The 24491-nt window shown below is 62.5% G+C and carries 26 protein-coding genes and 1 tRNA gene; 9 read left to right on the plus strand and 18 right to left on the minus strand.

Annotated features, from left to right (window positions below; genetic code table 11):
- Nucleotides 1–90 precede the first annotated feature (90 nt).
- The 3 genes from LG661_RS07465 (at nt 91) to LG661_RS07475 (ending at nt 1861) form a co-directional block, all read left to right on the plus strand.
- Nucleotides 91–756 (plus strand): TerC family protein, encoded by a 666-nt coding sequence (locus LG661_RS07465; RefSeq protein WP_230531251.1) that lies wholly within the window; start codon nt 91–93, stop codon nt 754–756.
- An 86-nt stretch (nt 757–842) separates the two neighbouring features.
- On the plus strand, nt 843–1544 hold the full coding sequence (locus LG661_RS07470; RefSeq protein WP_230531252.1) for an AzlC family ABC transporter permease: 702 nt from the start codon (nt 843–845) through the stop codon (nt 1542–1544).
- Entirely contained in the window at nt 1541–1861 is a 321-nt protein-coding gene (locus LG661_RS07475; RefSeq protein WP_230531253.1) for an AzlD family protein, read from the plus strand. The genes LG661_RS07470 and LG661_RS07475 overlap by 4 nt, the downstream gene beginning before the upstream one ends.
- On the opposite strand, the gene LG661_RS07480 is transcribed toward LG661_RS07475, so the two are convergent.
- The 5 genes from LG661_RS07480 to murA form a co-directional block, all read right to left on the minus strand.
- On the minus strand, nt 1826–2236 hold the full coding sequence (locus tag LG661_RS07480; protein WP_230531254.1) for an arsenate-mycothiol transferase ArsC: 411 nt from the start codon (nt 2234–2236) through the stop codon (nt 1826–1828). The genes LG661_RS07475 and LG661_RS07480 overlap by 36 nt on opposite strands.
- Before the next feature lie 75 nt (nt 2237–2311).
- Nucleotides 2312–2797: a UPF0262 family protein gene (locus LG661_RS07485; protein ID WP_230531255.1), complete on the minus strand. Its 486-nt coding sequence runs from the start codon at nt 2795–2797 to the stop codon at nt 2312–2314.
- Nucleotides 2798–2816: 19 nt separating this feature from the next.
- Nucleotides 2817–4109: a histidinol dehydrogenase gene (gene hisD / locus LG661_RS07490; RefSeq protein WP_230531256.1), complete on the minus strand. Its 1293-nt coding sequence runs from the start codon at nt 4107–4109 to the stop codon at nt 2817–2819.
- Nucleotides 4109–4549 (minus strand): DUF2948 family protein, encoded by a 441-nt coding sequence (locus LG661_RS07495; protein WP_230531257.1) that lies wholly within the window; start codon nt 4547–4549, stop codon nt 4109–4111. The genes hisD and LG661_RS07495 overlap by 1 nt, the downstream gene beginning before the upstream one ends.
- A 164-nt stretch (nt 4550–4713) precedes the next feature.
- On the minus strand, nt 4714–6003 hold the full coding sequence (murA, locus tag LG661_RS07500; protein WP_230531258.1) for a UDP-N-acetylglucosamine 1-carboxyvinyltransferase: 1290 nt from the start codon (nt 6001–6003) through the stop codon (nt 4714–4716).
- Between the two features lie 393 nt (nt 6004–6396).
- Here murA and hemA point away from each other — a divergent pair, with 393 nt between their 5' ends.
- The gene (hemA, locus tag LG661_RS07505; RefSeq protein ID WP_230531259.1) at nt 6397–7623 is read left to right on the plus strand and encodes a 5-aminolevulinate synthase; all 1227 of its coding nucleotides are present in this window, start codon (nt 6397–6399) and stop codon (nt 7621–7623) included.
- A 65-nt stretch (nt 7624–7688) separates the two neighbouring features.
- A tRNA-Thr gene (locus LG661_RS07510) sits at nt 7689–7763 on the plus strand.
- Between the two features lie 554 nt (nt 7764–8317).
- Here the strand turns inward: LG661_RS07510 and LG661_RS07520 are convergent.
- From LG661_RS07520 to LG661_RS07545, 6 genes are all read right to left on the minus strand, one after another.
- Nucleotides 8318–8689, minus strand: coding sequence for a hypothetical protein (locus LG661_RS07520; protein ID WP_230531260.1), 372 nt, complete (start codon nt 8687–8689; stop codon nt 8318–8320).
- 215 nt (nt 8690–8904) lie between these two features.
- The gene (locus tag LG661_RS07525; protein ID WP_230531261.1) at nt 8905–10053 is read right to left on the minus strand and encodes a glycerophosphodiester phosphodiesterase; all 1149 of its coding nucleotides are present in this window, start codon (nt 10051–10053) and stop codon (nt 8905–8907) included.
- Nucleotides 10054–10317: 264 nt separating this feature from the next.
- A complete protein-coding gene (locus LG661_RS07530; protein ID WP_230531262.1) occupies nt 10318–11535 on the minus strand; it encodes a Tm-1-like ATP-binding domain-containing protein in 1218 nt (405 codons plus the stop codon).
- Nucleotides 11532–11987, minus strand: coding sequence for an SRPBCC family protein (locus LG661_RS07535; RefSeq protein ID WP_230531263.1), 456 nt, complete (start codon nt 11985–11987; stop codon nt 11532–11534). Before LG661_RS07535 ends, LG661_RS07530 begins: the two co-directional genes overlap by 4 nt.
- A complete protein-coding gene (locus tag LG661_RS07540; protein WP_230531264.1) occupies nt 11969–12841 on the minus strand; it encodes a phosphoenolpyruvate hydrolase family protein in 873 nt (290 codons plus the stop codon). Before LG661_RS07540 ends, LG661_RS07535 begins: the two co-directional genes overlap by 19 nt.
- 106 nt (nt 12842–12947) lie before the next feature.
- Complete coding sequence (locus tag LG661_RS07545; protein WP_230531265.1) at nt 12948–14171, minus strand: ABC transporter substrate-binding protein; 1224 nt, start codon at nt 14169–14171, stop codon at nt 12948–12950.
- Between the two features lie 65 nt (nt 14172–14236).
- On the opposite strand from LG661_RS07545, the gene LG661_RS07550 reads away from it, so the two are divergent.
- Entirely contained in the window at nt 14237–15091 is an 855-nt protein-coding gene (locus LG661_RS07550) for a helix-turn-helix transcriptional regulator (protein ID WP_268995440.1), read from the plus strand.
- A 121-nt stretch (nt 15092–15212) separates the two neighbouring features.
- Here LG661_RS07550 and LG661_RS07555 read toward each other — a convergent pair whose 3' ends face one another.
- From LG661_RS07555 to LG661_RS07580, 6 genes are all read right to left on the minus strand, one after another.
- On the minus strand, nt 15213–15557 hold the full coding sequence (locus LG661_RS07555) for a cupin domain-containing protein (RefSeq protein ID WP_230531266.1): 345 nt from the start codon (nt 15555–15557) through the stop codon (nt 15213–15215).
- A gap of 17 nt (nt 15558–15574) precedes the next feature.
- Nucleotides 15575–16333, minus strand: coding sequence for a 2-dehydro-3-deoxy-D-gluconate 5-dehydrogenase KduD (kduD, locus tag LG661_RS07560; protein WP_230531267.1), 759 nt, complete (start codon nt 16331–16333; stop codon nt 15575–15577).
- A gap of 10 nt (nt 16334–16343) precedes the next feature.
- Nucleotides 16344–17180, minus strand: a complete 837-nt coding sequence (gene kduI / locus LG661_RS07565) for a 5-dehydro-4-deoxy-D-glucuronate isomerase (RefSeq protein WP_230531268.1) — start codon at nt 17178–17180, stop codon at nt 16344–16346.
- A 34-nt stretch (nt 17181–17214) separates the two neighbouring features.
- Nucleotides 17215–18495, minus strand: a complete 1281-nt coding sequence (locus LG661_RS07570) for a TRAP transporter large permease (protein ID WP_230531269.1) — start codon at nt 18493–18495, stop codon at nt 17215–17217.
- Nucleotides 18496–18499: 4 nt separating this feature from the next.
- Nucleotides 18500–19039 carry a TRAP transporter small permease gene (locus LG661_RS07575; protein WP_230531270.1) on the minus strand — a complete coding sequence of 180 codons (540 nt, stop codon included), beginning with the start codon at nt 19037–19039 and terminating at the stop codon, nt 18500–18502.
- A 73-nt stretch (nt 19040–19112) separates the two neighbouring features.
- On the minus strand, nt 19113–20093 hold the full coding sequence (locus LG661_RS07580) for a TRAP transporter substrate-binding protein (protein ID WP_230531271.1): 981 nt from the start codon (nt 20091–20093) through the stop codon (nt 19113–19115).
- Nucleotides 20094–20305: 212 nt separating this feature from the next.
- Here LG661_RS07580 and LG661_RS07585 point away from each other — a divergent pair, with 212 nt between their 5' ends.
- The 3 genes from LG661_RS07585 (at nt 20306) to ltnD (ending at nt 23523) form a co-directional block, all read left to right on the plus strand.
- Nucleotides 20306–20968 carry a GntR family transcriptional regulator gene (locus tag LG661_RS07585; protein WP_230531272.1) on the plus strand — a complete coding sequence of 221 codons (663 nt, stop codon included), beginning with the start codon at nt 20306–20308 and terminating at the stop codon, nt 20966–20968.
- Nucleotides 20969–21197: 229 nt separating this feature from the next.
- Nucleotides 21198–22433: a peptidase T gene (gene pepT, locus LG661_RS07590; RefSeq protein WP_230531273.1), complete on the plus strand. Its 1236-nt coding sequence runs from the start codon at nt 21198–21200 to the stop codon at nt 22431–22433.
- A 145-nt stretch (nt 22434–22578) separates the two neighbouring features.
- The gene (gene ltnD, locus LG661_RS07595; RefSeq protein ID WP_230531274.1) at nt 22579–23523 is read left to right on the plus strand and encodes an L-threonate dehydrogenase; all 945 of its coding nucleotides are present in this window, start codon (nt 22579–22581) and stop codon (nt 23521–23523) included.
- A 17-nt stretch (nt 23524–23540) separates the two neighbouring features.
- Here ltnD and LG661_RS07600 read toward each other — a convergent pair whose 3' ends face one another.
- Entirely contained in the window at nt 23541–24443 is a 903-nt protein-coding gene (locus LG661_RS07600; protein WP_230531275.1) for an NAD(P)-dependent oxidoreductase, read from the minus strand.
- Nucleotides 24444–24491 lie beyond the last annotated feature (48 nt).

Genomic DNA, 24491 nt, shown 5'->3' on the forward strand with positions numbered 1-24491 from the left:
TCAGCAGCCGGCCGGGTCGGTCCGGCACTGCGGACAACGCCGTCGAGCACTCCTCATGCGTACCCGTCGAACCGACACATGAGGACTTGAATGTTTGATCTCTCGCAGTTTTTCGGACCCGAAGTCATCGCCTTCCTGAAGGTGGTCGGCATCGACCTGGCGCTTGCCGGCGACAATGCCATCGTCATCGGTCTCGCCGCCGCGGGCCTTCCCAAGGAGCAACGAAACAAGGCCATCCTGCTCGGCATCATCGCCGCCACGGTGATGCGCATCGGATTCGCCCTGGTCACGACCCAGCTCCTTCAGATCGTCGGCCTTCTCCTCGCAGGCGGCATACTCCTTCTATGGGTGTGCTGGAAAATGTGGCGCGAGCTACGCACGAGCCACACGGAAGAGGTGCAGGCCGAGGAAGCGCTGGAAGGCGTGGACATCGACGCCGACGGTACCATCGCCGGCGCCGCGCCGCGCAAGACCTTCGCTCAGGCTGCCTGGCAGATCATCATCGCGGACGTGTCCATGTCACTCGACAACGTGCTGGCGGTCGCCGGCGCGGCGCGCGAGCATCCCTACATCCTCGCTTTCGGCCTTCTCCTGTCCATCGCCCTCATGGGCCTCGCCGCCTCGTACATCGCGCGCCTCCTTCAACGCTACCGCTGGATCGCCTATGTCGGACTGGCGATCATCCTCTACGTGGCTCTCGAGATGATCTATCACGGCGCCACCGAGATCTACCCGCTGGTCAACGGCGCGCTCTAGCGCCGTTAGCCCGTCACGGGCTCCGTTCCACGTCCCGTCTTCATCATTGACGGATGGGGGTGCGAGAAGGCACAGAGCGCAGGCTCATGTCCGCCTCTCTCCGCCCCCATTTTTCGTCGGCCGGCCTTCTCCAGGGCGCCCGCGCCGCATTCCCTGCGTTGCCGGGCTTCATAATGTTCGCCATGGCATTCGGCACGGCCGCGGCCCAGAAGGGCCTTTCCCTGGGCGAGACCTTCGGGCTCAGCGCCTTCGTCTATGCGGGCGCATCGCAGATGGTGGCGCTCGAAATCTGGCAGCAGGTCTGGACGCCTGCAACGATCCTGAGCATCGTGACGGTCACCGCGGTCGTGAATGCGCGCATGATCCTTCTGGGCGCGACCCTCCAGCCCTGGCTGAAGGACGAGCCCCTCGCCCGCACGGCGCTCAATCTCTTCCTCCTCACGGAAGCCGGCTGGATCATCGGCACGCGCTATCACAGCGGCGGCGGGCGGGACATCGGCATCCTGCTGGGCTCAGGCATCTTCCTCTGGCTGGTCTGGCTGGCCTCGACGCTGACCGGGTTCTTTGCGGGTGCCCTCGTGCCGGAGCCCAGCCGCTTCGGCCTCGACCTCGTGATGCCGATCTTCTTCGGCGCCATGCTGGTGCCCCTCTGGAAGGGTGCGCGGCCCGCCCTGCCCTGGCTCGTGGCAGGCCTCGTCTCGCTCCTCGTCCATGCCCTTGTGCCCGGCTATTTCTTCATCCTCGCCGGCGCTCTCGCCGGGGTTGCCGCTGGCATGGTGCTGGAATGAGCTTTGACACCCTCATCGCCCAGCCCTGGGGAGCGGTCATGGCAATTGCCGGCATGGCGGCTGTCACGTTCCTGTGCCGCATCGCGGGCGTGGTCGTGATGAGCCGCATGCGCCTCACGCCGCGGATCGAGCGGGGTTTGCGGGCTCTCCCGGGCTCGATCATCCTGGCGACGATCCTGCCCGTGGTGCTCGACAAGGGCTGGCCTGCCATCGTCGCGCTCGCGGCCACGATCCTCACGATGGCGCTCACGCGCATCGATCTCCTGAGCCTGGCTGCGGGCCTAGGCACCCTCTCCGTCATCCGGGCTCTTCTGTGAGCGCTGCTTGAGCCGCAGGCGGATGCGGTAGACGAGCCCATCGCGCACATCGCGATAAGCGTCGAGCACCTGCTCGCGGGAGCCCTGCGCGATGGTCGGATCCGGCGTCGGCCAGTATTCCACATCCGCCGCGATCGTCCGCGTCAGTTCGAGCGCGGCGTGGTGGGCCTCCGGCGAGAGTGAGATGATAAGATCGAAATTGAGCCCCTCCCACTCCTCAAGTTCGACGAGGGTGCGAGGCTTGTGCTTGGAGGCGTCGATGCCGATCTCGTCCAGCACGGCGCTCATGAAACCGTCGGCCTCGCCTTTGCGAACGCCTGCGGACTGCACATAGACCGACTTGCCGAAGTAGTGGCGTGCAATGGATTCCGCCATGGGCGAGCGCACCGAGTTCATCGCGCAGACGAACAGGACCGAATGGATCCGTTTCGAGCAAGGCTCGTCCAAGCGTCAGCCCTTCCAGTGAAGCGCGAAGATGAGCGTGAAGATGCGGCGCGCCGTATCGAAATCGAGGACCAGCTTGCCTTCGAGGCGCTTCATCAGGAGTTCGGCCGCCTCGTTGTGCAGCCCCCTGCGCCCCATGTCGATGGCCTCGATCTGCGCAGGCGAGGCGGAACGGATGGCCTGATAATAGCTGTCGCAGATCAGTTCGTAGTCGCGGATCGCCTTGCGAAAGGGCGTCAGCGACAGGTGGTGGGACACGAGATGCGTCCCACCCTGCGATGAGACTTCGAAGCAGAGCTTCTTTTCGATGAGAGCGATGCGCAGGGAATAGGGGCCGCCGTCGTAATTCGGCAGTGCAAACGTGTTCTCTTCGAGGATGTCGTAGATGGCGATGGCCCGCTCATGCTCCTGATCGGGATTGCCGCGGCCGATGGACGCCTCGTCGAGCGTGACGGCGACCAGCCGGCACCGCTCCTTTCCTTCGCTCGCCATCGCCCCTCCGCTCAGCCTTTCAAAGGTTCAGGCGGATCGCGATCGACCGCGCATGACCTTCAAGTCCCTCGGACCGCCCGAGGGTTATGGCTGCGGGGCCCAGAGCACGCAGCGCGCCCGCATCGCATTTCAGGATCGAGCTTCGCTTGATGAAGTCAAGCACGCCGAGCCCGGACGAGAAGCGGGCCGAGCGGGCCGTAGGCAGGACATGGTTCGGCCCGCCCACGTAATCGCCGATGGCCTCCGGCGTGAAGCTGCCGAGAAAGATAGAACCCGCATTGCGGACTTTCGCGGCAAGCTCCTCGGCGTTTTCCGTCTCGATCTCCAGGTGCTCCGGAGCCAGCCGGTCCACCAGCGGAATGGCGTGCTCGAGGGTGTCGATGAGGATGATCGCACCGTAATCGCGCCAGCTCGCGCCGGCGATTTCCGCCTTCGGAAGCGTCCTGAGCTGCCCCTCCACCGCCTTTTCGACGGCATCGGCGAGATCCGCGCTATCGGTGATCAGAATCGACTGGGCGGCGGGATCGTGCTCGGCCTGGGCCAGCAGATCGGCGGCGATCCAGGCGGGATTGGCATGGCTGTCCGCGAGGATGAGCACCTCGGAGGGACCGGCGATCATGTCGATTCCCACCTGCCCGAAGACCCGGCGCTTGGCCGCGGCCACATAGGCATTGCCGGGGCCGACGATCTTGGCAACCGGCCTGATGCTTTCCGTGCCATAGGCGAGCGCGGCGACGGCCTGCGCGCCGCCGATGCGGAACACCTCGTCGACGCCCGCCAGCCGCGCCGCGGCCAGGACCAGAGGGTTGGTCTCGCCTTTCGGGGTCGGCACGACCATCGCGACGCGGGGAACGCCCGCGACCTTGGCCGGCACAGCGTTCATCAGCACGGAAGAGGGATAGCTCGCCCGACCGCCCGGGACGTAGAGGCCGACGGATTCGATGGCGGTCCAGCGCCAGCCGAGGGTCACGCCCAGCGCATCGGTCGTCATGGAATCCTGCGGGCGCTGCGCCCGGTGATAGACCTCGATGCGCTCCTTCGCGAGGGCGAGGGCCTCCAGCGCCTCCTTCGGGCATTGGGCCTCGGCGGCGTCGATCTCGGCATCCGAGATCCGGAGGGTCTCAGGCTGGAGCGCCAGCCCGTCGAAGCGGTAGGTATAGTCGATCAGGGCCTCGTCGCCCCGCGCCACCACGTCCTCGATGATGGCGCGGACCGCCTGGTCCACGTCCTCCGAGACCTCCCGCTTCGCCGCCAGCAGTGCGGCGAAGGCCTGCGGGAAGGAGGCCTCCCGGGCGTCGAGCCGTTGCGCCATCAGACGCGCCCCGCCTGTTGCGGCAGTTCCTCGTGGCTCGGGCGGCTCTCGGCGGCCCAGACGGGGCCGATATCTTTCATCTGCATTTCGACGCACTCCAGGTCGACCTGGATGGCTCCGCCTTCGGCAAAGATCAAGGTCGCAGTCCCCGATGGGGCGTCTCGTTCATCGAAGGAAATGGCGAGAAGGTTAAGAACGGCGTCCTTGTCGGTCTGGTCGATTCCGCGGACGCGCACCCCGGTCACGTGCTCGAAATGCATGCAGGTCAGCCGGCGCTGGGGCGTGGCGGCTTCCCAGTCGAAACGCCGGGTCTGAATGACGAACCGGCGCTCCTTGGGCAGGTACAGGATGTCGCCGACGCGCAGCAGGGCGTCCTGCATGTGGCACGAGATGACGGCGAGGTCTTCCGGATCGAAGGCGACGAGTTTCAGGAGGTCCATGACTCTACCAACCTATTGCTGAGATTTGAGGTTTAGGTAGAGAGCGCCAGGGCCATGCGCAACCTCCGGACTTTCCCGCAGGCTGCCCCGAGGCGCGGATTTTCAGGCCTTTCCGGTGGAACTCCGGCGCTCAGGAGCCTGGGAAGCCAAGCCACTGCCCCTTCTCAGCCCCTGAGCCGCTCGATATCGGCCCCGCAGCGGACGAGCTTGGCCTCCAGCGCCTCGAAGCCCCGGTCGAGATGGTAGACGCGGTTGATGGTGGTCTCGCCTTCGGCCACGAGGCCGGCAATGACCAGGGAGACGGAGGCACGCAGGTCCGTCGCCATCACCGGCGCGCCTTTCAGTCCCGCCACGCCCTGCACATAGGCGCTGTCGCCGTCGAGGCGGATCTGGGCTCCCAGGCGCGCAAGCTCCTGCACGTGCATGAAGCGGTTCTCGAAGATCGTCTCGCGGATGCGCGAGGTGCCGTTCGCCCGGGTCATGAGAGCCATGAACTGGGCCTGCAGGTCGGTCGGGAAGCCGGGGAACGGGTCGGTGGTCACATCCACCGCCTGGATTCCATTGCCGTTACGGCGGATCCGGATGCCGCCGTGGGTCGGCGACACCTCGGCGCCCGCCTGGCCCAGCACGTCGAGAGCGGCCTGAAGGTATTCGGGCCGGGTGTTGTCGAGCACCAGGTCGCCTCCCGTCATGGCCACCGCCATGGCGTAGGTGCCCGTCTCGATCCGGTCCGGCATCACGTCGTGGGAGGCGCCGTGAAGGCGGGCCACGCCCTCGACCACGATCTCCGAAGTGCCGGCACCTTCAATCTTGGCGCCCATCTTCATGAGGCACTCGGCGAGATCCACGACCTCCGGCTCACGGGCCGCGTTGCGGATCACGGTTGTGCCGTTGGCAAGGGTCGCCGCCATCAGGGCCACATGGGTGCCGCCGACGGTGACCTTCGGAAAGTCGATTTCGGCCCCCTGGAGGCCCTTTGGCGCGGTGGCGACCACATAGCCGGCCTCGATCTCGATGGCCGCTCCGAGCTTAGCCAGAGCCATGATGAGCAGGTCCACCGGACGAGTGCCGATGGCGCAGCCTCCAGGCATGGAAACCTTGGCGCGGCCGAAACGCGCCACGAGGGGCGCGATGACCCAGAAGCTCGCCCGCATGGTCGAGACCAGCTCGTACGGAGCAGTGGTATCGATGATGTTCTTGGCCGTCAGGCGGATCGTCTGCCCCGTCTCGGAGGACTGGCCGGGCCGGCGGCCCGCAATCGAGTGATCAACGCCGAAATTGCTCATGATCCGCAGGAGCGAGGAGATGTCCGCCAGCCGCGGCACATTGCCGAGCTCCAGGGTCTCTTCCGTCAGGAGGCTCGCGATCATCAGGGGCAGGGCCGCATTCTTGGCGCCCGAGATCGGAATCAGGCCGTTGAGAGGCGCGCCGCCCCTGATAAGAATGCGATCCATCGTTTTCCCCTTGCAATTCTGGTGGACAAGCCATGCGCTATGCGCGCACCGGCCGGCCCATGCTAGTCGGACGGCTTGTCGCGCTCGTCGGAAACGCTCAAGCTCCCGCCTTCGGTTCCGACGGGCTTGGCGGCCCGCCTTCCACGAGCTTGAGCCTTACGACGCTTAAGATTTTCTTTCAAAGCCGCCTTCAGCCGGTCGGCCTTATCCTGCGATTTCACATCAGCCATGGTTCACGCGACCCATCGTCGCCACCACCAGATAAAGGCTTCGTGAGCGGCTCTCAACCGCAATATACATTAAAGCGATTCCAGAATTTTGACCGGGATCAATGTCCTCTGGCATAATCAGGCGGTATATCCCGGGGCAATCCGTTGCCCATCCGGTGAGATGATGAATTACCAGACCTTCTTCACGTCAGCCCTCGAGCGCCTCCAGGAAGAGCGCCGCTATCGTGTCTTCGCCGATATCGAGCGGCTGGCCGGTCGCTTTCCCCAGGCGATCTGGCACAGCCCGGAGGGCCCGAAGCCGATCACCGTGTGGTGCTCCAACGATTATCTCGGCATGGGCCAGAACCGGGACGTGACCCGGGCCATGGTGGAAGCGGCCTGGCGGCTGGGCACCGGGGCGGGCGGGACCCGCAACATCTCCGGCAACAGCCATCCTATTGTCGAGCTTGAGGCCGAACTCGCCGATCTCCACGGCAAGGAGGCAGGCCTCATCTTCACCTCCGGCTACGTTTCCAACCAGACCGGCATCTCGACGCTCGCCAAGCTCATCCCGAACTGCCTCATTCTCTCGGACGCCCTCAACCACAATTCCATGATCGAGGGCGTGCGCCAGTCAGGCTGCGAGAAGGCGATCTTCCGCCACAACGACCTCGAGCACCTGGAAGAGCTTCTCCAGGCAGCTGGCGACCGGCCCAAGCTGATCGTGTTCGAGAGCGTCTATTCCATGGACGGGGATATCTCCCCCATCCATGCCATCTGCGACCTGGCCGAACGCTATAACGCCATGACCTATCTCGACGAGGTCCATGCGGTGGGCATGTACGGCCCGCGCGGCGGCGGCATTGCCGAGCGCGACGATGCCATGCATCGGGTCGACATAATCGAGGGCACCCTCGGCAAGGCCTTCGGCGTGATGGGCGGGTATCTCACCGGCACCAAAGCCGTGATGGACGCCATCCGCAGCTTCGCGCCCGGCTTCATCTTCACCACCGCCCTCCCCCCGGCGGTGGCTGCGGCAGCCACGGCCTCGATTCGCCACCTCAAGGCCTCCTCAGCCGAGCGGCAGAAGCAGCAGCGCCAGGCCGCCCGCACCAAGGCTGTCCTGAGCGGCGTCGGAATCCCGGTCATGGACACGGTGACCCACATCGTCCCGGTCATGGTGGGGGACGCAGAGGCCTGCAAAGCCGCCTCCGACCGCCTGCTGGAGAAGCACGGGATCTACATCCAGCCGATCAACTATCCCACCGTGCCCCGCGGTACGGAGCGGCTGCGCATCACTCCGGGCCCCTTCCACACGGACGCTCACATCGACGCCCTCGCCGCCGCTCTCCTGGAGGTCTGGCGGGCGCTCAAGCTGCCGCTCGAACCCAAAGTGCAGGCCGCCGAATAAAGATTGCTTTTCAAGCTTGCGCATAGGGCCGCGCTGTGGCAGTAAGCGGCCCTCCTCGTTGGCGAGCTGCCGTAGCTCAGTGGTAGAGCACTCCCTTGGTAAGGGAGAGGTCGAGAGTTCGATCCTCTCTGGCAGCACCATCCCTTCTCCCGGGATTCACGCCAACTTTAAGCAGGACTTCAGGCTCCGGGCGCCCGATTGTACACCAGGGCAGCCCCCATGGTCCTCGCGATGACACGTCCCGGTCCGCTCCCCAGAACCGCATCTGCGAATTCCGCAGCCGCATCTCCGACGGGCTGTGTTCTCTCGTCGGCAAACGCGAGTGAAGCTACTCTTGCATCCAGAACCCTGCTCTCGCACGCGAGTGCTACGCGCCGTCGCCGGGACTTGGAAGCGTGGTTGGAACTCCCGCCCCCAGTCGCTTCCTAGCAAAAGCAGATCGTGCCTCTCCCGGGGAACTCCAACCACCTGACGGTTCCCGCACCGAGGGTGAGCGAGATGAAGCGGAATCGTCTCTGGAAATTTCCGGAGGCTAGACCGACTTCAGCTCGCGCATTCCTCTGTGCGGCGTCTGCCATGCTCCTCGTCCGTCGCTAGGCAGGGCGTTCAGGATTTGCGGGACTGCCTAAACATCGCATCGGTAACACGAGGGTCGGATCCAGCCGCTGGCAATCCGGCCGGACCCGAGCCGCCGTCAGGCGGCAACGAAGAGTTCGTTCCGGCGCCACGAAGTGGATGACCTTCGCTCTCTGGGCTTTGCCAGCGCAATCCGCTCCTCAAAACGCGCTTGCGCCTCGTTCAGAAGGCGGCGCTTGCGCGCGTAGGGCTGAGAGGCGGTCGTGACGTCCTTCACAATGGCAGCCGCCGCCGCGTAGAGATCCGCGGTCGCGGCATCAAGGCCGGGATCGCGCTCAAACAGAGCAAGCAGGCTTGCCAGGTTCTTCCTCAGGAGGGTCTGAAGGTCCCCAAGATAGGCCTGTTCTCCCCCGGCCTGTATCGCTTTCAGGGTTGGAGCGATAAGGTTCAGCTTCTCTTCGATAGCTTCGGTGAGGCTCTTCTCCGTCATGGGCAATCGTCTCCGGATGAGGGGCCCGCCCAGTCCCTGAATCACGCGGAGAAAGGATGCCCGCCTGAGGTTAACCGACAGTTTCAGACCGCCTGCGATTAGGATCCGGAGGCTGCGCCGGGATACGCCACAGACAGCCCATTGCGGGAGGCCCGCAAAGGAAAAGACTCCGGTCTGCTACAGAGCCGGAGTCTCCCGTACGTTCCAATTGAACGTCAGCGCGCCTTCACGGCGTGGTCGGTGAAGTCGCTGAAGAGGCCGTCAACGCCCAGGGCGTAGAAGGCCTTGTACTCCGCTGCGGGATCTCCCTCGAAGTCGGAGGTCAAACGCTTCGGCTCGCTGCGGAAGGTCCAGGTGAACACCTGGAGTCCGGCGGCATGAGCATCCTTGACCACGCTGGACGGGGCCGCGAGCACGCGATCGCGCTCGTCGATCGCCCCATCGTTGTTGAGGTCGTCCGGTTTGCCGTCGTTGTTCTTGTCGACCTGCTTGCTCGCCAGAATGTACGGCTTCCACGGTGCGACGATGTCGGCATAGGTCTTGACCTCGGCCAGCCCTTCCTTCGTCAGGAGATCCTTGTTGGTGCGCTGGTCGCCGACCACCACGAAGTCATAAGGCTGCGCGTAGGGAGCCTCCAGCACCATGTTGCCGTCCTTGTCGACATCGGCTCCATCGACGAGCTGCGCCAGACGAACGTCTATCTTGGTGTTCAGGTACTTGAGGTTCGCAGTCTCGAAGCTTTGGATCACCACGGGGGCATCCTTGCCAGTCCAGCCCGCCTTCTTGAGAACGTCGACGAGACGGTCCTCGATCGGCAGGCCCAGCGCGGCATGGAAGGTCGAATGCTTGGTTTCAGGAGCAATCCCGATGGTGCGCCCGCGGGCGGCAGCCTCCTGCTTCACCAAGCTGATCACCTCCTCAAGGGCCGGGATCTGGAACTGACCGTTCTTGGACTGGTCACGGTCCGCCATCGCCTGCTTGGCGCGGAGCTGCTTGATTTCGTCCAGGGTGAAATCGCCGGCAAACCAATCCGTCGTGTCGACCCCGTCAACCCTGCGTGTCGTCTTGCGGGATGCGAACTCCGGAAGGTCGGCGACATTTGTCGTGCCGCTCAGCATCGGCTCGTGACGGGCGATCAGTACTCCGTCCTTGGTCACCACTAGGTCCGGCTCGATGAAGTCTGCGCCCATCTCGATCGCCAGCTTATAGCCCTCGAGCGTATGCTCCGGGAGATAGCCGCTGGCGCCCCGATGGGCGACGATTGTCGTTCGCTCACCTGTCAGTGTCTTCTCCTGCGCCACAGCTGGCCCGGTCAGGGCGGGAAGCGAGACGAGGATGGCAGCCGATATCGCAATGTTCTTCATATTCTGCTCCTTCTAACCGGATTGACTGCCATCGGAGCCGTGACACCCGAATGACGGAGTCCTTATGCCCTTTCAGGGCCTCAGGATATGGTTGCAGCGAGAAGCTGGCGAGGAGGATTGCAGGAATCGGTTCATCGGGCTCGGCAGGGTTCAGGCCTCTTTAGTGACCTTTGGCCTTCCGACGCGTTCTGGATCCTTCGATACGGATTCGAAGCTGTTTGCAGCACCGGCACCGTATTTAAGGGAAGGCTCAATAACGATAGTTTAGGTGATCATTAGCTGATGAACGTGTTGCACGAGAATTTCAACGAAGGCAGCATCGTTGATATGGTGCGGAACACGAATGATCCGATGGGTATCCGACACCTGAAAGTTTCTCTCGAGGCTCGCGAACAACGCCTCGTTTGCTTCGGGATCGAAAAAGGGCTCTCCGGGAGCATCGAGCATGGACAATCCACCCTCCGGGATCAGCAAATGCACGGGGGCCTGGGATCGGTTCAGCTTCCCTGTCAGCCATTCGCCGATGGCTGCCATCTCGTCCGCGGATGTTCGCATCAGAGTGACATGGGCGTTGTGTGAGTGGAGGAGACGCCCGCGATATTGTTCCGGAATCGTATCCACCGCCCAGAAGTTCACCATGTCCAATGCGCCGCATGAGCCGACCCACGGCACACCTGCCAAAGCGGCAGCCTCAAAGCGGTGAGGACCGGCGCTACATACTCCTCCGAAGAGATAGTCGGCGGCCTCGGTCGTCGTGACATCCACAACCCCTCGGAACAGTCCGGAAGCCGTGAGCGCCTCCAGCGCCCTCCCTCCTGGACTGTTCGCGTGAAACACTTGGCAGTCGAACGTGCTCGACAGGGAAGCTGTCAACTGCTGGACACAGGGCGTCGTCACGCCGAACATACTGATCCCAATGGACGGCTTGTCGTGATCGGGCTTAGGTATATTTCGCAGCATCATTCCAGCGAGCGCATGGGCTGCATTCCCCAGAACGACACAGGAGACGCGATTCAATCCTGCGATGTCCGTTACCGGAAACATCATGATGATGTCGCTGACGCCGACAAAGCGGGAGGTGTCGCCGGACGCCAGTGTCGACACCATTACTTTCGGCGTGCCGATCGGGAGCCCTTGCATCGCCGGCGTGATGATGGCTGTCCCACCGGATCCACCGAGCCCGATGATGCCGCCGACATCCGTACATGTCCGGATGTAGGCCTGAAATGCATCTCTCATCGCATTGACTGCGACGCCGCGTTCACCTGCCCTGAAGACAGCGTCAACTCCGCCTGGATGATAGGAGGCGACCATCTCGGCAGGTATGTCCGCATCTGCCGAGGAGGAGCTGGTTCCGACATCCACCAGAACCGTTGCAACTCCTGCGCCCTGCAGCAAGGCCGCTATATAACGCAGTTCTTCAGCCTTCGTGTCGAAGGTCCCGACAATATAGGCCTTTCCCTTGTCCGACGAGATCGTCATGAGGCACTGCGCCGCCTCGCTTTGGCCACTTCCGCAGCCCCCTCGAAGGCAAAGCGGAACGTGTCCGTCACCCGCGCAACGAGGTCTGTTTCCTGATCGGGTGGGGTATCAAATTCCGCCCACCACTCTCCAAAAGTTTGTTGGCTTTCGGTGACCGGGCGAAGCCGCATTTCGGATACGTAATTCCACAGAGGAACCGATGCTTCGATGGTGGTGTAGCAGCAAAGGTGTTCGCGGTCCGACAGGCTCAAGAGCTTCTCGCGAATATAATCGTCTCCCTCCTTGGTCCTGAAGTTCCGGACACATCCGATCCTGTCGGCCGGCCAGTCATCCTCGATATAGCTCTCCTTGAAGAAACGATGATACACCGGCAAGGCATTGAAGTCGCGCAGGACACTCCACGCCTCATCGATCGTGACGTCCATCACTGCACTCACATAGACGCGGAGCATGAAGACTTCTCCCTCTGGCTGGGTTCGATGGACAGGTTCTTGAAAGTGCGAATGTGCTCTGTGAGGGCGATTTCGGTTGGCAGGCGCTCCATGCTGCTGGCGCCATAGAAGCCATTGCAGTGCTCACTGCTCTCAAGGACATAGACGACATCCTGAGGGGTCGCGATGGGACCGCCGTGCGCAATCACAACGACGTCCTTGCGCACCTTCCGAGCAGCCTCCGCCCATTCGTCGATCAGCGCAACGGATTGCTCGAGGGTTTTCGATGTCGACGCTCCGATCGTTCCACCGACCGTGACGCCCATATGCGGCACGATCAGATCAGCACCGGCTTTCGTCATTTCGACAGCCTCGTCGGCGCTGAAAACGTAGGGTGTTGTGAGCAGATCAAGTTCATGGGCCTGGCGGATCATGTCGATCTCTGAAGCAAACTGGATTCCGGTTTCCTCCAGGCTGATTCGAAACGTGCCGTCGATGATCCCGACCGTGGGGAAATTCTGAACACCCGAGAAGCCCATCTCCTTAAGCTCTCTCAGCAGCACCGGCATGATCGCAAAAGGGTCGGTCCCGTTGACGCCCGCAATAACCGGTGTGTGCCGAACAACAGGGAGGATCTCGCCGGCCATTTCCTTGACGATCTGGTTTGCGTTGCCATAGGCGAGCAGGCCCGCTGAGGAGGCGCGACCGGCCATGCGGTAGCGCCCGGAATTGTAGACGATGATAAGATCGATCCCTCCAGCCTCCTCACATTTCGCGGAAATTCCGGTGCCGGCGCCGCCGCCGATGATGGGCTCGCGTCGCCGGACCATGTCCTGAAAGCGTTCGACCAAAGTTCTGCGCTCAAACCGAGCCATATTTCATCCTAGAGTAAGTATTTTGATCACGCTCTCACTCCCTTCGAGGCGAGAGCCAGTTCGAAATGCCGCGCTCCAGCTGAGCCGGAGCGCGGCACATGATCTGTCAGGATTTGTTCACAAGATAGCACTTGCTCTGGTCGAGAGGCTGGAAAGCCCGCTCGGCCGGAATTGTGTCGACCAGCTTGAGATAATCCCATGGGTACTTGGATTCCGAAGGGGCCTTTACCCTCCAGAGATACATGTCGTGAACCATGCGCCCATCGACCCGTATCTTTCCATCCTTTGCGAAGAAGTCGTTGATAGGCATTTCCCGCATCTTCGCCGAGACGGCGTCCGGTTCGTCCGTGCCAGCCGCCTGCACGGCCTTCAGGTAGTGCATGGTCGAAGAATAGTCTGCCGCCTGGCTCATGTTGGGCATGTTGCCGACACGCTCAAAGTAGCGCTTTGCGAACGACCTCGTCTCTTCGTTCATGTCCCAGTACCAGGCGTTCGTAAGCAACAGCCGCTGCGCCGTATCGAGGCCGATCGCATGAACGTCGTTGACCCACAACAGAAGAGCGGCGAGATCCTGGTCTTTCGTGATCCCAAACTCTGCGGCCGCCTTGATGGCGTTGATTGCATCCCCGCCAGTCGATGCAATGCCAACGATCTTTGCGCCCGATGCCTGTGCCTGCAGAACAAAGGAGGAAAAGTCCGTTGTGCCGAGTGGATGCCTCGCAGCCCCGAGCACACGCCCTCCGGAAGCCCGGACGACATCCGCAACCTGTTGCTCAAGCCCGATGCCGAACGCAAAATCGACAGTGAGGAAGAACCAGGTATCACCGCCTTGCTCGACAACAGCCTTGCCGGTGCCATTCGCGAGCGAATAGGCGTCATACGCATAATGCACCGCGTAGGGCGAGCATACCTGGTTCGTGATGCCCATGTTCGATGAGCCGTTTACGATAATATGCCGCTTCCGATCTTTTGCCAGCGTCGCAACGGATAGTGCAACAGCAGAATTGGAAAGGTCTGCGATCAGATCAACGCCGCCCGTGTCGAACCATTGGCGGGCAGTCGCAGAGCCAATGTCCGGTTTATTCTGGTGATCGGCAAAAATAACATCGATAGGCTTGCCGAGAACGGACCCGCCAAAGTCTTCCGCTGCCATCTTGACAGCCTCGACCGCGCCTTTCCCGGCCAGATCGGAATAGACGCCACTCATGTCCGTTAGAACGCCAATCCTCACCACATTATTGGATATCGCACCCTGCTGCGCCATTGCGGCCGTTACTGCCAGCGGCAGAAGTAGTGAAGCCGAAAGGACACTTTTTAGACTTGCGACCATTGTTTCCTCCATGACATTTTTTGTTATCTTGAATGGAAGTTTGACAGTCGAAGGCTCCGGAAGCCATGGCCGTAGCGCACGAGAAGCTACTCGAAACACACATTGTCGGCGCAAAGACGCAACAGTGGATCGTGCGCGATGATATCTGTCCGCTTCTCCGCCAGCGGCACATTGCGCATGTTGGGGTCGGTGACGCAGCCCCACCCTACCGCATTGTGAGGACAAAGCTTAGCGGCGCCTACCTCCATGGGTCCCTCGGCGGCGAAGGACGCATGTTGCTCGACGGCCGCTGGCGGCCCCATCGAGCAGGAATGACGACCTTCGCTCCGGCCCACGTTCTCCACGCCTTCCACGCCATACCATCGAGGCGCTGGCAGTATTGCTGGGTGCGCTTCACACCCTCCTCGCCCTTCTCCATGATCAGCGCGGTGGCCCCGCTGATGGCCCGCTTCAATCCAGAGCCACTCCGGCACGCGATCATGGGGCTTGTTCATGAAGTGGAAGGCGCTCGCGATATCGGTACGTGCGGCCTCTGGATCGACCTCATCGAACGCTATGTGGACCTGTTCATGGAGCCATGGCGTCGGGAAAAGCGCTTGCTGTCTCTATGGCACGTTGTGCAACAGGACCTCTCGCGCGATTGGACTCTCGGCGAACTCGCCGACTTGGCAAGCATGAGTGGCGAGCACCTGCGCCGGCTTTGCCACCGGAGCCTCGGCCGGAGTCCAATACAGCAGCTTGCAGTCCTGAGGATTCAGCACGCGGCGCACCTCTTGGCCACGACGGACGTAAAAATCGAGCTGATTGCGAACCAAGTAGGGTATGAGAACCCGTTCGCCTTCTCAAACAAGTTTCAGCAGATCACAGGCATCAGACCGTCACAGTTCCGCAAACATAAACACCGAAGCACAATCCTGTAGAAAGCCGTACTCGCTCTATCCAGCAATTCGCCTTGCGCTCTCGCGGGACCAGATCGGCGCGTACCGCTGGCATGACCGGAGCCAAACCATCCGGGATAACTCCCCTGCACGAAGATCAGCTTCACGATTTCACAAAATCTTCCCGCATAGGCGTGAACACGTCGAGAAGAACACCATCCTCGACCGCGACGGCGCCGTGAATGGCGTCAGTGGGTACAAGAAAGCTGTCGCCGCGCCCCAGACGCTCCATTCGACCGGCGATGGTGATATCGAAGACGCCCTCCTCCACTAAGCTGCATTGAATGTGCGGGTGCGAGTGGAGAGAGCCCACGGCTCCTGCTTCGAATGCCACGCGCACCATCATCACGTCCTCATCGTAGGTTAGGACTTTGCGTCTGATACCCTCTCCGGCCGGTTCCCACGGGATTTCACTGTCGAAAGCAAAAGTTTGGCCTTTACGGGTCATCACTCCTCCAGACGTGCTTAGCGCGCCAGCCAACCACCATCCACGGGCAGAACGACCCCGTGAATGTAGCTTGCCGCTGGCGAGGCCAGAAAGACGGCCGCGCCGCCAAGGTCACTTGGTTCTCCCCAGCGGCCTGCGGGGATGCGGCTCAGGATTTCGCCGCTTCGCTTCGGATCATTGCGCAGGGCTTCCGTGTTGTTTGTCGCGAAGTAACCAGGCGCAATGGCGTTCACGTTGATGCCCTTCGCAGCCCATTCGCAGGCGAGCAGGCGTGTGAGTCCCGCAAGACCACTCTTGCTCGCCGTATAGGACGGGATGCGGACTCCTCCCTGGAATGACAGAAGAGAGGCGATGTTGATGATCTTGCCGCCTCCGCCGTCCGCCAGCATATTTCGCGCCACCGCCCGCGAGAGAAAGAAGGTGGACTTCAGGTTCACGTTCATCACGTCATCCCAGTCCTTCTCGGTGAAGTCGATGGCATCGGCCCGACGGATGATCCCGGCATTGTTGACCAGAATGTCCACCCGACCGCTTACGGCTGCCGCCTCGGCGACGATGCCCTCGATGGGATCTAGGCTGGACAGGTCGGCCTGCACGCTGCGGAACTCCGAGCCCGAGGCCCGGCACAGGCTTTCGGTCTCGTCCATCGCCGAGCGTCCCACTGCGACGATGGCGGCGCCCGCTCCGGCGAGCGCCACAGCAATCGACTGGCCGAGGCCCGTATTGGCTCCGGTCACGATGGCGGTTCTGCCGGTCAGATCGAAGGGATTCATCATCTTTAGCCTCTCAGCACAAAGCGTCTATGGGTACCATGTCCATGTCGGCGAAGTCCTGGTTGTCGCCGCCCATGGCCCAGACGAAGGCGTATCTGCTGGTGCCGACGCCAGAATGGATCGACCAGCCAGGCGACAGGATCGCCTGCTCATTGGCGACCACGAGATGCTTGGTCTCGTCCGGCTCACCCATGAAATGGAACACCCGCGCCTCCGGCGGCAGGTCGAAATAGACATAGACCTCTGAGCGGCGGTCATGAACGTGAGCTGGCATGGTGTTCCACATGCTGCCGGGCTTTAACTGGGTCATGCCTAATACGAGTTGGGCCGAGCGGCATACCTCCGGGTGGATCATCTGGAAGATCGTGCGCACGTTGCCATTCGCCGCCTCCCCCAGATCGACGCGACGGGCGCGGTCGAGCCCGATCCTCACCGTCTCGAAGCGGGCATGGGCAGGCGTGCTGACGAGGTAGAACTTGGCGGGGCTGTCCGCATCGGCGGATTCGAAGCGAACCTCCCGCGTGCCCATCGCAATGTAGAGAGCATCGCGTGAGCCGAGCTGGTGAGCCTCCCCATCCGTTGTGACGCGACCGGGCCCGCCGAGATTGACGACGCCGAGCTCGCGCCGGTCGAGGAAATTAGGCGATCCGATCTGCTTGTGCGATTCCAGAACAAGAGGCTCGCGGGCCGGTGTCGCACCGCCCACCACAAGGCGGTCGATATGGCTGTAAGTGAGCTTGACCTGCCCCGGAACGAACAGCGCCTCGATCAGGAAGTGGCGTCGTAGCTCGGCCGCACTGAAATGGCGGACGGCTTCGGGATGGCAAACCTGCCGGACTTCAATGGTCATCATTACCTCTCGGTGATCTCAGGATGAGTAAAGGTCAGCGGAACAGGGCCGGCAGCCAGAGCGACAGGCCGGGAATGTAGGTGACGAGGAGCAGGACGAGAGCGCTCGCTCCCAGAAATGGCCAGATGGATTTCATCGCCTCGCCGATGGTGATCTTGCCCACCGCACAACCCACGAAGAGAACAGAGCCCACGGGCGGCGTGTTGAGGCCGATGCCGGCATTGAGAATCAGGATCACCCCGAAATGCACCGGGTCGATGCCGAAGGCCTTGATGACGGGCAGGAAGATTGGCGTGCAGATGATGATCATCGGCGCCATGTCCATGAAGGTACCGAGCACCAGCAGGATAACGTTGATGAGAAGGAGCACGACGATGGGATTGTCCGAAAGCGACTTCATCAGGTTGATGGTGGCCTGAGGCACCTGTAGGAAGGCCATGAGCCAGCCGAAGGCGCTGGCCGTTCCGATGACGAGGAGCACCATGGCGGTGGTTCGTACGGCCCCGAGGGTCGCCTCGACGAAGGCCTGCCAATTCAGCTCACGATAGACGAGGAGCGTGACGAGGAAGGCATAGACGACCGCGATGCACGAGCTTTCCGCCGCCGTGAAGATCCCTGAACGGACGCCGCCGAAGATGATGAAGATGAGCAGGATGCCGGGCACGGCGGAAACGAAGAAATAGGCCAGCATCCGGAAGCCGGGGAAGGGATCGGCCGGGTAGCCGCGGCGCACGGCGACGACATAGGCTGTGATCATCAGGGCTATTGCCAACAGAAAGCCGGGCACGATTCCAGCCGTGAACAGATCCGCCACCGAGATCGTCCCGCCGGCAGCAATCGAATAGATGATCATGTTGTGCGAGGGCGGAACGAGGAGCGCGATGATCGCCGAATTGACGGTGACGTTGACGCTGTAATCATTGGCGTAGCCACGCTTTTCCATCTGCGGGATCATGATGCCGCCAATGGCGGAGGCGTCCGCAATGGCCGAGCCTGATATGCCTCCAAAGAGGGTCGAGGCCACGACATTCACCTGGCCCAGCCCCCCGCGCAGGTGCCCGACAAAGCCGGCCGCAAGGCGGATCAGGCGGTCTGCGATTCCGCCGCGCATCATCAGGTCGCCGGCATAGATGAAGAACGGGATCGCCATCATGGCGAAGGCGCCCATGCCGGAATTGACCTGCTGGAACACCACGATGGGCGGAAGGCCGATGTAGAGAACTGTCGCCAGGGAAGCGATGCCGAGGCAGAAGGCGACCGGCATGCCGATCAGGAGGAGCAGCGTGAAGACGCCGAAAAGAACCCAGACCTCCATGGCATCAATCCTTCACAGCAAAGAGATGCGGCTCGTCCGCACGCACCAGCGGTACCTCCTCCCCTGCAAGCAGGAGGCGGACGAGTTTCTCGAAGGAGAAGAGAGCGATCAGCACGCCGCCGGTGGCGAGCGGGACGTAGTCCGTTCCCTGCGGAATCGGCAGTCCCGGCATGTCGGCCGCCCAGGTCTCCGCGGCCAGATCCGTGCCGTACCAGGCCATGGCCGCCCCGAAAGCGATCACCAGAACCTCGGTGACGACCGACATGATCTGGCGCAGACCGGGCGGAGCGTGATGGAGGGCGATTTCGAATCCGAGATGGTTGCCCTCCCACACGCCGACGGCGGAGCCGAGAAGAATGAACCAGCTCATGAGCAGAAGGGAGGCCGGCTCCGTCCAGCTCGGAGACTGGTTCAGCACGTAGCGCCCGAACACCTGCCAGGCGATAAAGACTGTCATCAGGACGAGGCCGAACCCGGCGATCCACAGGGCCGCCCGATTCACGACGGCCAGGATACGGGACAGCGCAGCAAGCTCAGCGCGCATCGGTCGCGATCTCCATCGGGGAAGGTGGCGGACCGGATATTCCCGGCCCGCCGCAACATTCGAGCCGGTGGGCTCAGTTCATCGCCTGAATGCGCGCGACGAGATCCTTCACCTTCGGATCCTTGGAGTATTTCTCGTAGACGGGCTTCATTGCCTCGATGAAGAGCTGCTTGTCGACCGTGTTGATCTGGCTTCCGCTGGCGCGGATCTTCTTCTCGGCCTCTTGCTCGCGGGCCTCCCAGAGCTCGCGCATCTTCGCGACCGATTCCCTCGCCGACTCGCGCACCGCCTTCTGGTCCTCGGGCGAGAGCTTGTCGAAGGCCTTCTTCGACATCACCAGCACCTCCGGAGACATCGAGTGCTCGGTCAGGGAATAGAACTTCGCCACCTCGAAGTGCCGGAAGGAGTCATAGCTCGGCCAGTTGTTCTCGGCGCCGTCCACGACGCCGGTCTGGAGCGCCGAATAAACCTCGCCCGGAGGCATCGGCGTTGCGTTCGCGCCGAGGGCATTCACCATGTCGAGGAAGAGGTCGGACTGGATCACCCGCACCTTCAAGCCCTTGAGGTCCGCCGGCGTGTTGATGGGGCGCTTGGAATTGTAGAAGGAGCGCGCGCCGGAATCATAGAAGGCGAGCGCGACAAGGCCGTGCGGCTCAAACGCCTTCAGGATCTGGTCGCCAATGGGGCCGTCCATCGTCTTGCGCATGTGGTCGACGGACCGGAAGATGAAGGGCAGTCCAGGGACCAAAGTCTCAGGGATCAGATTATTGAACGGACCTATATTGATCCGGTTCAGGTCGATGACCCCGAAGCGGGTCTGCTCGATGGTGTCCTTCTCCTGACCGAGTTGGGCCGAGGGGAAGACCTGCACCTTGTAACGGCCATTCGTCTTCTGCTCGAGCAGGGAGCCGAAATATTTCACCGCCTCGACTGTCGGATAGCCGTCCGGGTGGACGTCGGCGGAGCGGAGGGTCGTCTGCGCGCTCGCAGCTCCGCTCAAGAGAGCCGCACACAGGCTAAGGGTGGCAGCGGCCAGGGATCGTCTTGTAAACATCGTATCCTCCTTGAGTTTCCTCGTTTATTTTGTTGTTGCGGAGTCGGTCCTTGCAGCCCGATCCGGCCCGGTAGGGAGGGTCTTGTAGACCTCCCCACCGGGGGACAGTCGGCACTTGTTGTGCCTTACTGTCGACCATTGTATGGTAGTATACTCTGATATGCGAGGCAACTCGCCAACGAACGAGATTTGTTGTGAACACGCCCTTTTCTATGAACCAGGGTTCCGCGGCCCAGCGCATCGAGAGCGAATTGCGCCGGCTCATCGTCGCTTTGGAGCTTCCGCCCGGAAGCCGCCTTTCCGAAAGCGATATTGCGGAGCGCCACGGCGTCTCCCGCCAGCCCGTCCGCGAGGCCCTGATCGGTCTGGCCCGGACCCGGCTGGTGGAAATCCAGCCCCAGCGGGGCACCGTCGTCGTGAAGATCTCGGTTCGTAAGATGATGGAGGCCCGGTTTGTGCGCGAAGCGATCGAGACTGCCGTCGTGCGGCGGGCCTGCTCATCCTTCGATAGGCAGAGCCGGGAGCGGATCGACGACCTTCTCGAGATGCAGGACAATGCTGCGCGCCGCGACGACCACGCAGCGTTCCAGCGCTATGACGAGCTCTTCCACATCGCCCTGGCGGAAGGCGCCGGCTGTCCGCTGGCCTGGGAGGCGATCCAGGATATCAAGGCCCATATGGACCGGGTCTGCCAGCTCACCCTCCCCGGCCCGGAGGCCATGCTGCCTCTCATCGACCAGCACCGCGCCATCGTCGCCGCCATCGATGCCTGCAATGAGGATGCAGCTGCGGAAGCGATGCGCCGGCACCTCACGGAGATCCTGCGAGCTCTACCCCGCGTCGAAGCAGAGTATCCCGAGCTATTCAGCTCATAATTGCGGACCCGGGGTCCTTGGCCCTGATGCACCTATCCGGATCCCCAATAAGCACGCGTATGAAGTCTTAAGGACGGCACATCCTCGGGCGGCGTTCCACAGGTCCAACAGTGCCAGCCCCGTTTCATGCGAAAAGAGGCACCGGAAGGACAGGACTGTCTCGGAACCCATTCACGAGGCGCGCTTGGCCCGTTAGAGTGATCATCCCCTCGCATTTGGATCCCAGCTCATGGCCGCCAGCGTTACCGACCGTTTCCTGCGTTACGTCGTCATCGACACCCAGTCCGACGCCAAGTCCCCGTCCCAGCCATCGACAGAAAAGCAGAAGACCCTCGGCCGGCTTCTGGTCAAGGAGCTTCTTGAGATCGGCGTTGCGGACGCTCATCTCGACGAGCACGGTTATGTCTATGCGACCATTCCGTCGAACAGCCCCAAGAACAACGTTCCTGTCATCTGCTTCTGCGCCCACATGGACACGGCGCCGGACTTTTCCGGCACCAACATCAAGCCGCAGGTCGTCAGGGATTACCAGGGCGGCGACATCCGGTTGCCGGGCGATCCCAGCCAGATCATCCGGGTCGCCGACCATCCCGTGCTGAGGGACCTGATCGGACATGACATCGTCACGTCGGACGGCACGACGCTGCTCGGCGCAGACGACAAGGCCGGAATTGCCGAGATCGTGGCGGCAGCCGAGTTCCTGGTGAAGAACCCGGACATCAGGCACGGCGCGCTCCGCATCCTCTTCACCACGGATGAGGAGGTCGGCCGCGGCGTCGACAAGGTCGACCTGACGAAGCTTGGCGCCGATTTCGGCTACACGATGGACGGCGAGACCGCCGGAACGATCGAGGACGAGACCTTCTCCGCAGATGCGGTGGAGATCGCGATCAAAGGCGTGGCCATCCATCCGGGCTTCGCCTACGGCAAGATGGAAAACGCCATCAGGATCGCCGGCGCGATCATCGCGCGTCTCCCGCAGGACATGGCGCCCGAGACCACCAGAGGCCGTGACGGCTTCATCCACCCGACCGGCGTTTCCGGGGTGATGGAAAAGGCCGAACTCAGCTTCATCATCCGCGACTTCACGGAGGACGGCCTGAAGCAGAAGGAGGCATTGCTGGAGCAGATCACCAAGGAGGTGATGGGGGCCTATCCGGGCTCCAGCTACACCTTCACGGTCAAGGAACAGTATCGCAACATGAAGATCGTGCTCGACCGGCACCCGGAGATCGTCGAGTACGCAGTGGAGGCGATCCGCAGGGCGGGCATGAATCCGGTGCGCGGCAGCATTCGCGGCGGCACGGACGGCTCACGCCTCTCCTTCATGGGGCTGCCCTGCGCCAACATCTTCGCCGGAGGCCATGCCTTCCACTCCCCGCTGGAGTTCGTCAGCAGCCAGGACATGGAAAAGGCGGTGAAGACCATCGTCGAACTCGCGAAAGTCTGGGAGGAGCGCGCTTAAGGCGCTTTTCCGCATCATGGGCGCCTAGTTCTTCCGGATGCTCCGGCAGAACTCGCTCGTGCCGTCCTGGTTTTTTGCGTCATACCGTCCAATAATCGCCGAGCGTCCCTGAAGATACAGGGCGGAGGCAGGGAGGAGACGGCGAATGACAGAGCAATCGAGCAGTTCCTTGGGCGATGCCCAGGGCCAGAAGGTACGCGCCGGCATCATTGGCCTGGGTTCGATGGGCTTTGGAATGGCGGCATCGCTCATGCGCGCCGGTTTCGACGTCGCGGGCTATGACGTGGTCCCGGCCGCCGCCGAGCGCTTCGTTCGGGAGGGAGGACGCCGCACGGCCTCCCCGGTTGAAGCCGCCCGGCAGGCAGACATTGTCGTGTCGGTCGTGGTCAACGCGGCGCAAACGGAGGACATCCTGTTCGGATCGGGCGGAATAGCGCAAGGGATGCCCGAGGGCGCAGTGTTCATCTCGTCCGCGACCATGGCCCCGGAGCATGCTCGCGATATGGCGCGGCGGCTCGAAGCAACCGGCCGGCACTACCTCGACGCGCCGATCAGCGGCGGGGCCCGCCGCGCCGCCGAAGGGGCGCTGACCATTCTGGCCTCCGGGAGCCCTGCCGCCTTCGCCAGAGCCAGGCCGGCGCTGAATGCAATGGCGGCAAAGGTCTATGAGCTCGGCGACGAGCCTGGCCTGGGCGCAGCGTTCAAGATGATCAACCAGCTGCTCGCAGGCGTCCACATCGCCGCCGCCTGTGAGGCCATTGCCTTCGCGGCCAAGCAGGGGCTCGATATCCGGAAGGTCTACGAGGTCATCACGGCTTCGGCGGGCAATTCCTGGATGTTCGAGAACCGGATGCCACACGTGCTGGAGGGTGACTACACGCCTCACAGCGCCGTGGACATCTTCGTCAAGGATCTGGGGATCATCCAGGACATGGCTCGCGACGCCAAGTTCCCGGTTCCCGTATCCGCTGCGGCGCTCCAGATGTTCCTGATGACATCAGGATCGGGCATGGGCCGGGACGACGATACGTCCGTCGCGCGCCTCTATGCGCGCATGACGGGAACCAGCCTTCCGGGCGATGCCGGCTGACGCCAACCTTCAGCCTGTCAGCCCCCCTGCTCGCGCTCGATGCCGTTGAGCTCGGCGATGACATCCGACAGCATGGGGACATAGTCATCCCCGTGCCCTGTACCGACGGCGAGAGCAAAGCTGTTTCGAACGGCCGCCCCGACCGGATTGGCGAGACCGACCGAATTGGCAAAGGATGCGAGATAAGTCATGTCCTTGAGACCATTACGGATCGCGAACCTGTGCGCATTCGGATCCCGCTCGAGCACCCATTTGAAGAAGGTCTGGTAGAAACCGCAATCCATGCGGCCGCCGCGGATCACGCTATCGAAGAGCTGCGGCGTCAGGCCTGCCTTGACGCCGAGCGCGAGAGCCTCGGAATAGATGGCGGCATAGCCCATCGACAGGAAGTTGTTGAGGAGCTTCATGGTGTGCCCCGTCCCGGTCGGCCCGGTATGCACCACGCGCTGCGCGAAGGCATCCAGAACCGGGCGCACGCGCTCGACGACGTCGGGATCGCCGCCGACCATCACATCGAGGGTGCCAGCCCGTGCATCCGCCGGCGTGCGTCCCAGCGGGGCATCGATGAGAGTGATGCCCGACGATGCGAGTTCGGCGGCAAGCTTGATCGTCACCGATGGATCGGAGGTCGAACAATCGACGACGAGCAGCGGCCGGCCGGCCGCTGCAAGACCTTCAGGCCCCTGGAGGATTCCTTGGACCTCCGCCGAGCCCGTGACGCAGAGGATCACGATGTCGGATTGCTCCGCAAGATCCTTCGGACTCCTCGCCTCAGCTGCTCCGCGCCGCTTGAGGTCTTCGACTGGATCGCGGTTGCGATGCGCCAGGACCGTCAGGGGCCAGCCCTTGTCGACGAGGTTGCCCGCCATGCCGTGGCCCATCAGCCCGACCCCAATGAAACCGATCCGCTCCTTCACCATCAGCCAAACTCTCCTCACCTATCTCGCTGCAGTTCCACCCGCCGCACA

This window comes from Microvirga roseola, from assembly GCF_020866965.1.
Taxonomy (GTDB): domain Bacteria; phylum Pseudomonadota; class Alphaproteobacteria; order Rhizobiales; family Beijerinckiaceae; genus Microvirga; species Microvirga roseola.

Coding starts and splice junctions, on each gene's coding strand:
- LG661_RS07495 (WP_230531257.1), bottom strand. CDS start 4,549: ATGGACCTCCTGAAACTCGTCGCCTTCGATCCGGAAGACCTCGCCGTC.
- LG661_RS07465 (WP_230531251.1), top strand. CDS start 91: ATGTTTGATCTCTCGCAGTTTTTCGGACCCGAAGTCATCGCCTTCCTG.
- LG661_RS07480 (WP_230531254.1), bottom strand. CDS start 2,236: ATGGCGGAATCCATTGCACGCCACTACTTCGGCAAGTCGGTCTATGTG.
- kduD (WP_230531267.1), bottom strand. CDS start 16,333: ATGATGAATCCCTTCGATCTGACCGGCAGAACCGCCATCGTGACCGGA.
- LG661_RS07580 (WP_230531271.1), bottom strand. CDS start 20,093: ATGTTTACAAGACGATCCCTGGCCGCTGCCACCCTTAGCCTGTGTGCG.
- LG661_RS07520 (WP_230531260.1), bottom strand. CDS start 8,689: ATGACGGAGAAGAGCCTCACCGAAGCTATCGAAGAGAAGCTGAACCTT.
- LG661_RS07475 (WP_230531253.1), top strand. CDS start 1,541: ATGAGCTTTGACACCCTCATCGCCCAGCCCTGGGGAGCGGTCATGGCA.
- LG661_RS07485 (WP_230531255.1), bottom strand. CDS start 2,797: ATGGCGAGCGAAGGAAAGGAGCGGTGCCGGCTGGTCGCCGTCACGCTC.
- pepT (WP_230531273.1), top strand. CDS start 21,198: ATGGCCGCCAGCGTTACCGACCGTTTCCTGCGTTACGTCGTCATCGAC.
- LG661_RS07525 (WP_230531261.1), bottom strand. CDS start 10,053: ATGAAGAACATTGCGATATCGGCTGCCATCCTCGTCTCGCTTCCCGCC.
- hisD (WP_230531256.1), bottom strand. CDS start 4,109: ATGGCGCAACGGCTCGACGCCCGGGAGGCCTCCTTCCCGCAGGCCTTC.
- ltnD (WP_230531274.1), top strand. CDS start 22,579: ATGACAGAGCAATCGAGCAGTTCCTTGGGCGATGCCCAGGGCCAGAAG.
- LG661_RS07600 (WP_230531275.1), bottom strand. CDS start 24,443: ATGGTGAAGGAGCGGATCGGTTTCATTGGGGTCGGGCTGATGGGCCAC.
- LG661_RS07470 (WP_230531252.1), top strand. CDS start 843: ATGTCCGCCTCTCTCCGCCCCCATTTTTCGTCGGCCGGCCTTCTCCAG.
- LG661_RS07550 (WP_268995440.1), top strand. CDS start 14,237: ATGGCCGTAGCGCACGAGAAGCTACTCGAAACACACATTGTCGGCGCA.
- LG661_RS07545 (WP_230531265.1), bottom strand. CDS start 14,171: ATGGTCGCAAGTCTAAAAAGTGTCCTTTCGGCTTCACTACTTCTGCCG.
- LG661_RS07540 (WP_230531264.1), bottom strand. CDS start 12,841: ATGGCTCGGTTTGAGCGCAGAACTTTGGTCGAACGCTTTCAGGACATG.
- LG661_RS07535 (WP_230531263.1), bottom strand. CDS start 11,987: ATGCTCCGCGTCTATGTGAGTGCAGTGATGGACGTCACGATCGATGAG.
- LG661_RS07555 (WP_230531266.1), bottom strand. CDS start 15,557: ATGACCCGTAAAGGCCAAACTTTTGCTTTCGACAGTGAAATCCCGTGG.
- LG661_RS07585 (WP_230531272.1), top strand. CDS start 20,306: ATGAACCAGGGTTCCGCGGCCCAGCGCATCGAGAGCGAATTGCGCCGG.
- kduI (WP_230531268.1), bottom strand. CDS start 17,180: ATGACCATTGAAGTCCGGCAGGTTTGCCATCCCGAAGCCGTCCGCCAT.
- LG661_RS07570 (WP_230531269.1), bottom strand. CDS start 18,495: ATGGAGGTCTGGGTTCTTTTCGGCGTCTTCACGCTGCTCCTCCTGATC.
- hemA (WP_230531259.1), top strand. CDS start 6,397: ATGAATTACCAGACCTTCTTCACGTCAGCCCTCGAGCGCCTCCAGGAA.
- murA (WP_230531258.1), bottom strand. CDS start 6,003: ATGGATCGCATTCTTATCAGGGGCGGCGCGCCTCTCAACGGCCTGATT.
- LG661_RS07530 (WP_230531262.1), bottom strand. CDS start 11,535: ATGACGATCTCGTCGGACAAGGGAAAGGCCTATATTGTCGGGACCTTC.
- LG661_RS07575 (WP_230531270.1), bottom strand. CDS start 19,039: ATGCGCGCTGAGCTTGCTGCGCTGTCCCGTATCCTGGCCGTCGTGAAT.